Genomic DNA, 10,816 nt, shown 5'->3' with positions numbered 1-10,816 from the left:
CCGAGCAGGACCAGCACGGTGATGACGGCGGCTGCCTCGAAATAGACGGCGACCTCGCCATCCATGCCCCGGAACCCGGCGGGGAAGAGGCCGGGCGCGAGCGTGGCAGCTACGCTGTAGAGATAGGCGGCACCGGTTCCGAGGGCGATCAGGCTGAACATGTTCAGGCTGCGGTTCACCACCGACTGCCAGCCGCGCAGGAAGAAGGGCCAACCCGCCCAGAGCACGACCGGCGTCGCAAGCAGGAACTGGATCCAGGTGGAGGCCGTGGGCGGGACGAGGCGGTGCAGGCCGGGGATGTGGCTGCCCATCTCCAGGAGCATGACGGGCAGCGCCAGCGCCAGCCCGATCCGGAACCGCCGCGTCATGTCGGCCAGCTCCGCATTGGGGACGGCCTCGGCGGTGATCTCCAGCGGCTCCAGCCCCATGCCGCAGAGGGGGCAGCTTCCCGGCCCCTGCTGGCGGATCTCCGGGTGCATGGGGCAGGTGTAGGTGGCGGCCTGTTGCGCCGGCGTCGGCGCGGCGGCCGCCTTCGGCTGCAGGTACTTCTCCGGATCGGCTGCGAATTTCGTCCGGCAGCCGGCGCAGCAGAAGTGGAAGGTGGTCCCGCCATGCTCCAGCCGGTGCTTCGAGGTGGCCGGGTTCACCTGCATGCCGCAGACCGGGTCGGTGGCCGGGCTGGACTCGGCCAGCGCCGCGCCTGCCAGGGCTTGATGCCCATGGACATGGTCAGCCTGGCCATGGGCGCAGCAGGGCCCGTGCCGATGCGCGCGCCCCCCGCCGTCATGCTCATGCCCGTGGCCGTGGTGCTGACTGCTCATGCTGCCGTCTCCCGGGTGGTCCGCCTTGACGGGCCGATTTTCGTCGATGGCGGCAAGGTGGTGCTTCCCATGGTGGGAAGGTCAAGCCGGGCGCCGGCCTTGTTGCCATGGCGGGGGCAAACCCCCGGGGGTGGCCCGGGGTTCACCCGGGGTCGGCAGGGCCCTCGCCGGGCCAGGCCGACGCCCGGCGCATCCGGCGGCGGCCCGGATGCCGGAGGGGGAGGCTCTGGCGCCGCCTCCGCCCACCGCCAGCCAAGGCGCCTTCGCAAGGGAGACGACATGTATCAGATGCCCGCGGAGATGCGTGCCTGCATCGAGGACTGCCTGCGTTGCCACAGCACCTGCCTCGGCATGGCGATGACCCATTGCTTGGAGCAGGGCGGCAAGCATGTGGAGCCGCAGCATTTCAGGTTGATGCTGGCTTGCGCCGAGATGTGCCAGACGGCGGCCAATTTCATGCTCATCGGTACCCCTCACCACAGGACCACCTGCGGGGCCTGCGCCCAGATCTGCGAGGACTGCGCCAAAAGCTGTGAAGCGGTGGGCGGCATGCAGGAATGCGTCGAGGCCTGCCGCCGCTGCGCCGAAAGCTGCCGCCGGATGGCAGCCTGAGGCGGATGCCTGCCCTGCCCGTGGCGGCATCGGCCGGCTCGCGCCGGGGTCCGTGGCCCGCCTGCCGGGCGCCGGGCAGCACCATGCCCTCCGGCTTGTTCCGGCACGCTGCCCGGGCAGGCCCGCTCGCCACCGAGGGTGGCGGGCCGCCGCATCCCAAGCCGATCCGGCTGCGCTGACTTCGCCCTGGAAGGCATGGCGCCGCAGCGGATGACGCGGCCGGCCGAGCGCCGGCAGCGCAGCGCGGCAGGCCGTACGCCATGCGCCTGTCGGCCGGCAGGGCTTGCGATCGGCCGGCGGCCTTCCTAAATTGCCGGGGTCGGTTCGCCGACTATGGCAGTAGACCGCTGATTCACTAGGCGTCTTGGGACGCGGGTGCGATTCCCGCCGCCTCCACCACTTCCCTTCGCCGGACACCCGGCGCCAGGGGGGCGAAATAGGTTCGACCAGCGTTGAAAGGTCAGTGTGCTGCTCGGCATGGTTCCGCCGTTATCGGGCCGAACATAAGTGCGAACGACAACGACGCACTCGCTGTTGCTGCCTAAACAGTAGCATTAAGCGCGGCTCGGGGGGCGCCGGGCAACAGAAGCCCCCCACTTTCATTTTCCACTCACACTTCCGTGGTTCCTCGGCATGGCCTATGCAAAGCCTGCGCGATGCCAGGCATGGGACTTGCCATGCCCGCGCCCAGAACAGGGTGAGAAGGACCCGCATAATGACCGAGACCGCCTCGCCGCCGGAGAGCCAGCTCCCCTATTCCAGCTGGACCGAAGAGGCGCTGCGTGCCGTTCCGCGTGACGCCCTGCGCCATGTGGCGAAGCATGGCCTGCCCGGCGAGCACCATTTCTACCTGACCTTCCGGACCGATGCCCCGGGCGTCCACCTGCCCGGCCATCTGAAGGCACGCTACCCGGAAGAGATGACCATCGTGCTGCAGCACAAATTCTGGGACCTCAGCGTGGATGCCAGCGGCAGCAGCTTCTCGGTCGGGCTGTCCTTCGGCGGGGTGCCGGCCATGCTGACCATCCCCTTCGCGGCGCTGACCGCCTTCGCGGACCCGCATGTCCGCTTCGGCCTGCGGTTCCAGCCGCCCGAGCCCGTTGCCGCAGCGGTGCCGGACGCCCCCCCGGCGGTGGCGGCCGGGGCGCCCGAGGCGGAGGCCAAGCCGCAGGTGGTCAGCCTGGACGCCTTCCGCCGCAAGCGGGAGTAGCGGCGCGTGCCCTGCCCCCGCCGCGGGGCAGGCGCGACCTTGGCTGGCCCTGCGGCTGGCGGTACACCGGGGGCAAGGCCCGGAGACCGCAAGTGACCCCACCCCTCGACGCTGCTTCCGACCCAGCCCCCGCCAAGCCGGAGAATTTCCGCTACAGCCCGATGTTCCCGCTGGGGGCGGACGACACCGCCTGGCGGAAGCTCGACATCCCGGGCATCAGCACCGTGCAGGTGGAGGGGCGGACCGTTCTCAAGGTGAAGCCGGAAGCGCTGGAGGCGCTGGCCGTCGCCGCCTGCAAGGATGTCTCCCACCTGCTGCGCCCGGCGCATCTGCAGCAGCTCGCCAACATCCTGAAGGACCCGGAGGCGAGCGCGAATGACCGGTTCGTCGCGCTCGACCTGCTGAAGAACGCCAACATCGCCGCCGGCGGCGTGCTGCCGATGTGCCAGGACACCGGCACGGCGATCGTTTTCGGCAAGAAGGGCCAGCGCGTCTGGGTGGAGGGGGACGAGGAGGAAGCGATCAGCTTCGGCGTCCACCGCACCTATACCGAGACCAATCTGCGCTATTCGCAGATGGCACCGCTGACCATGTATGATGAGGTGAACACCGGCAACAACCTGCCGGTGGATTTCTCCATCATGGCGGCGCCCGGCGAGCACCACGCCGACGAATTCCACCTGATGTTCGTCCTCAAGGGCGGCGGCAGCGCCAACAAGACCTTCCTCTTCCAGCAGACGCGGGCGGTGCTGAACAAGCCGAAGCTGCTCGCCTTCCTCGAAGAGAAGATCAAGACGCTGGGGACCAGCGCCTGCCCGCCCTACCACCTGGCCATCGTCATCGGCGGCACCAGCGCCGAGACGACGCTGAAGACGGTGAAGCTGGCCAGCACGAAATGGCTGGATGCGCTGCCGACCAGCGGCGACAAGTCGGGCCACGCCTTCCGCGACACGGGGCTGGAGGCGGAGGTGCACAAGCTGACCCAGAACCTCGGCATCGGCGCGCAATTCGGCGGCAAGTATTTCTGCCACGACGTGCGGGTGGTGCGGCTGCCACGGCATGGCGCAAGCCTGCCCATCGGCATCGGCGTCTCCTGCTCGGCCGACCGACAGATCAAGGCCAAGATCACGCCGGAGGGCGTGTTCCTGGAGGCGCTGGAGCGCGACCCGGCGCATTACCTGCCGGAGACGACGGACGAGATCCTCGGCGGCGAAGTGGTCAGGATCGACCTGAACCAGCCGATGGACCAGATCCGGGCGACGCTGTCGAAGTACCCGGTGAAGACCCGCGTCTCCCTCACCGGCACCATGGTGGTGGCGCGCGACATCGCCCATGCCAAGCTGCAGGAGCGGCTGGACCGCGGCGAGGGCCTGCCGGACTACATCAAGAACCATCCGGTCTATTACGCCGGCCCGGCCAAGACGCCGCAGGGCTTCGCCACCGGCAGCTTCGGCCCGACCACGGCGGGGCGCATGGACAGCTATGTGGAGGCCTTCCAGAAGGCCGGCGGCTCCCTGGTGATGCTGGCCAAGGGCAACCGCAGCAAAGCGGTGCTGAAGGCCTGCCAGACCTATGGCGGCTTCTACCTGGGCTCGGTCGGCGGCCCCGCCGCAAGGCTGGCGCAGGACTGCATCAAGAAGGTCGAGGTGCTGGAGTATCCGGAGCTCGGCATGGAGGCGGTCTGGCGGATCGAGGTGGTGGATTTCCCCGCCTTCATCGTGGTGGACGACAAGGGCCACGATTTCTACGAGGGGCTGGAATAGCCCTCCCCGGCCCGGACATGGCGCTCAGCACCCTCGCTGATGTCCGGGCCTGGTGGTTGACCTTGCGCCGGGCGCTGGCCATGGCGCCACACCCGGCCTCCCGCCCCGCGGCCTCCGAGGCCGAGGCGGCCGCCTATCTGCCGCAGGTGCTGGCGCTGATCGCCGGCGGCCAGTTCATCGCCGAGAGCATGCGCCGGGTCCTGCGGGAGTCGGTGGTGGCGCCGCTGCTGCGGGTGCGGGAGTGGGCGGTCGCGCAGGGCGTCCTGCAACCTGAGGAGTCCTGGCCTGGGCTGGAGCTGGTGCTGCACCAGCCCACGGCGCCGGCGGGGCTGACGCCCTTGGTGCCGCCCTGGATGGTGGCCAACGCCTTCGAGGCCGCGGTGATATGCGGCACGACCCTGGCCCTGGCACGGCTGCTGCGGCCGCGCCTGCCGGTGCGCGCGGCCCTCCTGCTGGCCCTCAGCGCCCTGGCCAGCGCCACCTTGTGGAACATGCTCTACGGCGCCCTGCTGTTCCGGCTGGAGGATGCGCTGGGAGTCGCCCGGCACCTGGCGACGCTGGTGGGGCCGGATGGCGCGCCGCTGCCGGGCTTCGAGGCGCAACTGCATCGGCTGATCGTGGTGTTCGGCCTGATTGCTCTGCTCGGGGTCGTCGCGCCGCTGGCCATCACCCTGTGCCTGTTCCGCGGATTGCGGCAGGCGGGACGCGGCTGGGGGGCGGCGCTGGCGGGCGCGGTCTGCGTCTGCGTGGCGACCGGGCTGGCCGGGGTGATCTCCTACCGCACCGCCTTCGGCGAGGCGCTGGTCCGGCTGCTGTCCTTCTGAACCGGCCATTGCCGCTGTGAGGGGGCGATTGCGGCTGGGCAGGTGCCACGGGCGCGGCCAGCCCGGTGCCGAACTCCGCCCCGAGGGAAAGCTTGCCTCCCGCCCGCCGCGCCCCTATGCGGGGGGCCTCCGCCGCCCGGGAGACTCCGCATGCCAGATCGCCGCCGCATCTCCTCCGGCTCCGCCTTCGAGGAGCAGATCGGCTATTCCCGCGCCGTGGTCGATGGCGACCATGTCTGGGTCTCCGGCACCACCGGCTTCGACTACAGCACCATGACCCTGCGGGAGGGCGTGGTGGCCCAGGCGGAGCAGTGCTTCGAGAATATCGCCAAAGCCCTGGCGGAGGCCGGGGCCAGCCTGGATGACGTGGTGCGGACCCTCTACATTCTGCCGAACCGGGCGGACTGGCCGGCCTGCTGGCCGGTGGTGAAGCGCTATCTGGGCCGCGCCAAGCCGGTCTCCACCATGATTGTCGCCGGGCTGCAGAGCGAGGAGATGCTGATCGAGATCGAGGTCACCGCCCGCCTGCCGAAGAAGGGCTGAGCCGCATGCGCTTTTCGGTCGACCGGCTGGACCATCTCGTCATCAATTGCCGCGACGTGGAGCTCATGGCCTCCTGGTACCAGCGCGTGCTGGGGATGGAGCGGGAGGATTTCGGCCACCCGCCGCGCATCGCGCTGAAATTCGGCGGGCAGAAGCTGAACCTCCGGCCCTTCGAGGCTTCCCAGGCGGATTGGCTGGCGGCGGAGCATTGCGTGCCGGGCAGCCAGGATCTCTGCTTCGTCGTCGCCGTGCGGGTGGAGGACATCGTCGCGCATTTCCACGCCTGCGGCCTGACCATCGAGCTGGGGCCGGTGACCCGCACCGGCGCGCTCGGCCCCATGGGCTCGGTCTATTGCCGGGACCCGGAGGGCAACCTCATCGAGGTTTCCACCTATTCCTGAGCCGCGGCAGCTCAGCGCGTGAAGGTCAGCGCCACGCGACGCGAGCGGAAGATATAGGCGGTCCAGAGCGCCAGGCCGAGCACGGTGCCGAGCCAGCGCGCGACATCGGCGGGGGCCAGCTCGGCCAGGGGATCGAAGGCGATGTCCTGGCGGCGCAGCGTATCGGTGACCATCCAGAGGTTCAGCGGCGCGTTCAGCGCGGTCGCCACGGCGAGGACGAGCCAGGCCCAGCGGAAATGCCGGGACCGCCGCGTCGCCAGCACCAGCACGCCGACCAGCGCGGCGCCGAGCAGCAGGTTCTGCACCGATTCGACGATCATCACCCCGGGGATGACGCCGAAGGCTGCCCCCACATCCGGGCCCTGGTAGTAGCTCAGCATGCCGACGGCATAGAGGATCAGCGCGACCCAGAGCCCCCAGAGGAGGAGGAACAGCCAGCCCTTGGCGCCGGGGGTGAGGCCCTGGCCTTCCCGCTTCTCCCGCCGGACACGGCTGATCGCCAGATAGAGCGGCACGGCATGGAAGGCGATGACGAGCAGGACGACCAGCCAGTGGAACGCGGAAAACCCCTGCATCTCGCCCTCGTCCCCCGTGGCGGGTGATCCTGGTGTCCTGCCCGCGACGTTCGCTGATCTCCAGCGAGCGGAGCGGTCAGGCAGGCCACTCGAATTTTAAAGGCCAGTGGCCGGAGGACGAAGTCCGCAGGACTTCGGGATCGGGCCACCAGGGCATATACGATCAGGTGCGATCACCCGATGGGCTGTCTCGCGGCAGAAACAGGGTAGCCGAGCGACGTGTTTCCAGGCCGGCGGATCGCGTCGGCCAGGATGCGCTCTTCCGGCCGCCGGCCCGCGTGCCGGCCAGGATGTCAGATCCTCTCTTCCTCGAAGCCGCCAGCGAGCGCCTCCAGCCGCCCACGATCCAGCACCACCACCTCGGCCGGGCTCGGCAGGGCGATCAGCTTCTCGGTCCTGAGCCGCGTCATGGTGCGGCTCACCGTCTCGATGGTCAGGCCGAGATAGTCGGCGATGTCGGTGCGCGTCATGGGCAGGTGGAAACGGCCGGGCGGCGGGTCACAGGCGCGCAGCGGCCGCGCCTGGGCGAGCAGGAAGGAGGCAACGCGTTCCCGCGCCGTCTTGCGGCCGAGCAGCAGCATCTGCTCCTGCGCCGCCACCAGCTCATTCGCCGCCGAGCGCAACAGGCGGCGCTCGAAGGCGGGGAAATCGTCCAGCACGGCCCGCAGGCGGGAGCGGGAGAAGCGGCAGACCCGCACGGTCTCCAGCGCTTCGGCGGAGAAGGCATTCGCCTCCCCCACCGCCAGGCCGAGGAAATGCCCGGGCCGGGCGAAGCCGGTGATCTGCCGGCGGCCATCGGGCAGCAGCTTGTAGAGCCGGACGGTGCCGCCGGTGACGTTGAAGAAATGCTCCGGCGTCTCGCCTTCCTCGATGAAGGTCTCGCCCGGCGCCACCTCCATCACCTCGGCCAGGGTGGCCAGGCGGTGCAGATCCTTGTCCTCCAGCGCGGAGCAGACGGAGACCGACCGCGCATCGCAATGCGCGCAGGGGTCGGGGACGACGAGCGGCGCCGCGCCGCTGGCGAGCGCAGCGGCTTGCGGCCGCGGGGCGGGGCTGATGGACCTCATCACGGCATCCCTGCTTCCGGGTGGTGGCCGTCCGGCGGTGGTCCTGCGGTGCCTGTCTCCCGGGCACCCGGCACAAGGCTGCGGCACCCCCCAAGCTAGGGCCCGGCCCCCGCCAAGGCAAGCGGAAGCGGCCAAGCGATTGATCCACAACAAGGCTGGGCGCCGCCGCCTGCCCCTACAACGGCGCATGGCCCACCTGCCCGAGATGCCGAGCCTGATCGTGGCGCCGCTGCAGCCAGCGGAATTCCGCCCGGCCTATCCGCTGGTGCGGGCGGTGGCGCCGCGGGTGAGCCTGGCGGAGTGGCTGCGCTTCGCCCGCCGCGCCACGGCCAGGAGCCGGGCGAATCTGGAGGGGGTGACCACCGTTCGCCATCCCGGCCGGGCCTTTCCCTCCGGCCTCTGCTGCTGGCGGCGGGATCATGACCTCGAGGAAGGGCGGGTGCTGACCGCGGAACACATCATCGCCCTGGACCTGCTGGACACCGCGCCGGTGATCGATGCGCTGACCGCGGAGCTGGAGCGGATCGCCGTCCGGCTGCAATGCCGCAGCCTGCGCTCCGTGCTGCACCCGCAGGCGGCCCCGCTGGCGGACCGGCTCAAGCTGCGCGGCCACAGGCTGGCGGCAACGCTGCTGACCAAGCCGGTGAATGCGGCCGAGGCAGGGTAGCGGGCAGCGCGGCGGCGGCAGGCCGCGACACATCCGACCGCCTGGCGCAGCCGGGGCCCCCGCGGCGTCGCGCAGCGACGGTGTGGGGATGATCAGACGGCGGCGGAATGCCGCGCCGGTCCGGCGACCGCCTCGCCTGCCAGCAGGCGCTGCCAGGGCTGCGGATTGGCGTCGAAGCAGGCGGCGACGAGGCGGAGGAAGCGCCGCCCGCGCAGGGTAAGGCTCAGGTGCTGGTCGCGCAGCCGCACCAGCCCCTCTCTCGCCAGCGCCGCGAGCCGCGGCGCCGCCGTCTCCAGCACCGCGGCACCGCCGGGGCCCCAGGCGGCGGGCCGCAGGTCGAGTTCGAGATCGCACATCACCCGCTCGATCATCCGCCAGCGCAGCCGCTCCTCCGCGCTGGTGGGCGCGCCGCGGACGATGGGCAGGCGGCCTGCCGCCACCAGACCCAGCCAGTCCTTCTCCTGTGCGGCATTCTGCGCCTGGCCACTGCGGAGCTGGCCGATGGCGGAGGCGCCGAGGCCGAGCAGCGCCGGCGCGGCATCGGTGGTGTAGCCCTGGAAGTTCCGCCGCAGCCGCCCGGCCTGTGCGGCCAGGGCCAGCTTGTCCTCCGGCCGGGCGTAGTGGTCGAGGCCGATGGCCACATAGCCGGATTGCCGCAGCACGGATTCGGCGGCCGCCGCCTGCTCCAGCCGCACCGCGGCATCGGGCAGGGCGGCGGCATCGATCGCCTGCTGATGCGGCTTCATCCAGGGCACATGGGCGTAGCCGAAGACGGCGAGGCGGGCCGGGCGCAGCGAAGCGGCGAATTGCGCGGTGCGCGCCACCTGGGCCGCGCTCTGGCCCGGCAGGCCATACATCAGGTCGAGGTTGATGGCGGCGATCCCGGCCTGGCGCAGCCGCGCCACCGCGGCCACCACCACCGCATCCGGCTGCAGCCGGCCGATGCGGGCCTGCACCTCCGGCGCGATGTCCTGCACGCCGAGACTGGCGCGGTTGAAGCCGGCCGTCGCCAGCCCCTCCGCCAGGGCCGGCTCGACATGCCGGGGGTCGAGCTCGATCGCCAGTTCCGCGCCGGGTCGGAAGCCCAGCCGCTCGCGCAGCGAGCGCACCACCGCATCGATTCCCGCCACGCCGAGCATGGAGGGCGTGCCGCCGCCGAAATGCAGATGCTGCACGCCGCCATGCGCCGGCAGCGCGGCGGCCAGCAGGTCGAGCTCCGCCAGCAGCGCCGCGGCATAGGCGGCGATGCGGGCCGCGGAGCGTGTCGGTTTGGTGTTGCAGCCGCAATACCAGCAGAGCTCGCGGCAGAAGGGCACATGCACATAGAGCGAGAGCGGGTCGTCCGGCGCGATGTCGGTGGCGAGCCAATCGCGGTAGCGCGCTTCCTCCAGCGGGGCGAAGGCGGCGGCGGTGGGGTAGCTGGTGTAACGCGGCACCCGCGCCTCGGCGAGGAGCAGGTCGGTGGGCAGGCGCGGTTCGGGCTGCATCATGATGCGCTGATCATGCGCGGCGGTACGGCGCCGTCCTTGGCCTGGATCAAGGCGGCGCCGCGCCCTGCCCTGCATGGTGCGGCATGTTCGCTGACTGCCTGCATGCCCTGGCCGCGATCGGCGGGAAGGCGTATCCGGCGCTGTTCGCCGCCATGCTGCTGGCCGGGCTGGCCGGCGGCGTCGGGCATTGCGCCGGCATGTGCGGGCCCTTCGTCATGGCGCAGATTGCGACGGGCGGCGGGCTGGAGGGCGGTGCGCTGCGGCGGCTTTCGGGCGCGCTGCTGCTGCCCTACCAGGCAGGTCGGGCGACCGGCTATGCGCTGCTCGGCGGCATCGCGGGCGGCGCCGGGCAGGCGGTGGCGGAGTGGGCGCCGCATGGGCTGCTCGCGCTGCCGCTCGGCCTCGCCGCCGCTTCCATGCTGGCGCAGGGCGCGGCAAGGCTGCCCGCGCTGGCGCCGCTGGTGCCGAAGCTCCCCGTGCCGGCCCTGCCGCTCGGCGCCGCGGGACGGCTGCTGGCCGGGCCGCCCGGCCCGCTGCGCGGCTACGCCCTTGGTCTCCTGCTCTCCGCCCTGCCCTGCGGGTTGCTCTACGGCGCGCTGGCCGGCGCGGCGGGCAGCGGCGGCGCGCTGGCGGGCGCGCTCGCCATGCTCGGCTTCGTCCTCGGCACCATGCCCACGCTGGCCGGCACCGCCCTGCTCGGCCGCTTCTTCGCGCGGCGCTTCGGCGCCCGCCTCGCCACCCCCGCGGCGCTGCTGCTGCTGCTGAACGGCGCGCTGCTCGCCGCCCTCGCTCTCAGGAGCCTCGCTTGATCTCCGTCAAGGACCCCGTGCCGGCCGCGTGCGA

12 protein-coding genes and 1 other RNA gene are annotated in these 10,816 nt (G+C 71.4%); 9 read left to right on the top strand and 4 right to left on the bottom strand.

All coding sequences use genetic code 11. From position 1 onward, the window contains the following. The coding region (locus NJ376_RS17375) for a YHS domain-containing protein (RefSeq protein WP_305879996.1) at positions 1 to 821 on the bottom strand (821 nt) is incomplete at its 3' end. 351 nt (positions 822 to 1,172) lie between these two features. Between NJ376_RS17375 and NJ376_RS17370 the strand changes: the two genes are divergently transcribed. The 7 genes from NJ376_RS17370 (at position 1,173) to NJ376_RS17340 (ending at position 6,174) form a co-directional block, all read left to right on the top strand. Next, the gene (locus NJ376_RS17370) at positions 1,173 to 1,433 is read left to right on the top strand and encodes a four-helix bundle copper-binding protein (protein WP_252954545.1); all 261 of its coding nucleotides are present in this window, start codon (positions 1,173 to 1,175) and stop codon (positions 1,431 to 1,433) included. A 279-nt stretch (positions 1,434 to 1,712) separates the two neighbouring features. Then, positions 1,713 to 2,031, top strand: a transfer-messenger RNA (tmRNA) gene (gene ssrA, locus NJ376_RS17365). Between the two features lie 117 nt (positions 2,032 to 2,148). After that, positions 2,149 to 2,643: an SspB family protein gene (locus NJ376_RS17360; RefSeq protein ID WP_252954544.1), complete on the top strand. Its 495-nt coding sequence runs from the start codon at positions 2,149 to 2,151 to the stop codon at positions 2,641 to 2,643. Between the two features lie 161 nt (positions 2,644 to 2,804). After that, complete coding sequence (locus NJ376_RS17355; RefSeq protein WP_252954547.1) at positions 2,805 to 4,406, top strand: fumarate hydratase; 1,602 nt, start codon at positions 2,805 to 2,807, stop codon at positions 4,404 to 4,406. 17 nt (positions 4,407 to 4,423) lie between these two features. Further along, positions 4,424 to 5,230 carry a hypothetical protein gene (locus NJ376_RS17350; RefSeq protein WP_252954543.1) on the top strand — a complete coding sequence of 269 codons (807 nt, stop codon included), beginning with the start codon at positions 4,424 to 4,426 and terminating at the stop codon, positions 5,228 to 5,230. Positions 5,231 to 5,380: 150 nt separating this feature from the next. Beyond that, a complete protein-coding gene (locus NJ376_RS17345) occupies positions 5,381 to 5,773 on the top strand; it encodes a RidA family protein (protein WP_252954542.1) in 393 nt (130 codons plus the stop codon). A 5-nt stretch (positions 5,774 to 5,778) separates the two neighbouring features. Then, positions 5,779 to 6,174 carry a VOC family protein gene (locus tag NJ376_RS17340; protein WP_252954541.1) on the top strand — a complete coding sequence of 132 codons (396 nt, stop codon included), beginning with the start codon at positions 5,779 to 5,781 and terminating at the stop codon, positions 6,172 to 6,174. 11 nt (positions 6,175 to 6,185) lie between these two features. Here the strand turns inward: NJ376_RS17340 and NJ376_RS17335 are convergent, their stop codons facing one another. Both NJ376_RS17335 and NJ376_RS17330 read right to left on the bottom strand, forming a co-directional pair. Then, the gene (locus NJ376_RS17335) at positions 6,186 to 6,749 is read right to left on the bottom strand and encodes a DUF2569 family protein (protein WP_252954540.1); all 564 of its coding nucleotides are present in this window, start codon (positions 6,747 to 6,749) and stop codon (positions 6,186 to 6,188) included. A gap of 293 nt (positions 6,750 to 7,042) precedes the next feature. After that, positions 7,043 to 7,816, bottom strand: coding sequence for a Crp/Fnr family transcriptional regulator (locus tag NJ376_RS17330; protein WP_370288378.1), 774 nt, complete (start codon positions 7,814 to 7,816; stop codon positions 7,043 to 7,045). 187 nt (positions 7,817 to 8,003) lie between these two features. Here NJ376_RS17330 and NJ376_RS17325 point away from each other — a divergent pair, with 187 nt between their 5' ends. Next, positions 8,004 to 8,483, top strand: a complete 480-nt coding sequence (locus tag NJ376_RS17325) for a hypothetical protein (RefSeq protein ID WP_252954539.1) — start codon at positions 8,004 to 8,006, stop codon at positions 8,481 to 8,483. A gap of 92 nt (positions 8,484 to 8,575) precedes the next feature. On the opposite strand, the gene hemN is transcribed toward NJ376_RS17325, so the two are convergent. Beyond that, a complete protein-coding gene (gene hemN, locus NJ376_RS17320; protein WP_252954538.1) occupies positions 8,576 to 9,973 on the bottom strand; it encodes an oxygen-independent coproporphyrinogen III oxidase in 1,398 nt (465 codons plus the stop codon). A gap of 83 nt (positions 9,974 to 10,056) precedes the next feature. Between hemN and NJ376_RS17315 the strand changes: the two genes are divergently transcribed. Continuing rightward, a complete protein-coding gene (locus NJ376_RS17315; protein ID WP_252954537.1) occupies positions 10,057 to 10,782 on the top strand; it encodes an urease accessory protein UreH domain-containing protein in 726 nt (241 codons plus the stop codon). Positions 10,783 to 10,816 lie beyond the last annotated feature (34 nt).

It is taken from the genome of Siccirubricoccus soli (assembly GCF_024178315.1).
Classification (GTDB): domain Bacteria; phylum Pseudomonadota; class Alphaproteobacteria; order Acetobacterales; family Acetobacteraceae; genus Siccirubricoccus; species Siccirubricoccus soli.
This window is presented reverse-complemented; position numbering and strand designations above follow the sequence as displayed.

What these genes read in the sequence shown, in the direction of transcription:
- NJ376_RS17325 (WP_252954539.1), top strand. Translation starts at nt 8,004, where the DNA reads ATGGCCCACCTGCCCGAGATGCCGAGCCTGATCGTGGCGCCGCTGCAG.
- NJ376_RS17370 (WP_252954545.1), top strand. Translation starts at nt 1,173, where the DNA reads ATGGCGATGACCCATTGCTTGGAGCAGGGCGGCAAGCATGTGGAGCCG.
- NJ376_RS17330 (WP_370288378.1), bottom strand. Translation starts at nt 7,816, where the DNA reads ATGAGGTCCATCAGCCCCGCCCCGCGGCCGCAAGCCGCTGCGCTCGCC.
- NJ376_RS17315 (WP_252954537.1), top strand. Translation starts at nt 10,057, where the DNA reads ATGTTCGCTGACTGCCTGCATGCCCTGGCCGCGATCGGCGGGAAGGCG.
- hemN (WP_252954538.1), bottom strand. Translation starts at nt 9,973, where the DNA reads ATGATGCAGCCCGAACCGCGCCTGCCCACCGACCTGCTCCTCGCCGAG.
- NJ376_RS17335 (WP_252954540.1), bottom strand. Translation starts at nt 6,749, where the DNA reads ATGCAGGGGTTTTCCGCGTTCCACTGGCTGGTCGTCCTGCTCGTCATC.
- NJ376_RS17340 (WP_252954541.1), top strand. Translation starts at nt 5,779, where the DNA reads ATGCGCTTTTCGGTCGACCGGCTGGACCATCTCGTCATCAATTGCCGC.
- NJ376_RS17360 (WP_252954544.1), top strand. Translation starts at nt 2,149, where the DNA reads ATGACCGAGACCGCCTCGCCGCCGGAGAGCCAGCTCCCCTATTCCAGC.
- NJ376_RS17350 (WP_252954543.1), top strand. Translation starts at nt 4,424, where the DNA reads ATGGCGCTCAGCACCCTCGCTGATGTCCGGGCCTGGTGGTTGACCTTG.
- NJ376_RS17355 (WP_252954547.1), top strand. Translation starts at nt 2,805, where the DNA reads ATGTTCCCGCTGGGGGCGGACGACACCGCCTGGCGGAAGCTCGACATC.
- NJ376_RS17345 (WP_252954542.1), top strand. Translation starts at nt 5,381, where the DNA reads ATGCCAGATCGCCGCCGCATCTCCTCCGGCTCCGCCTTCGAGGAGCAG.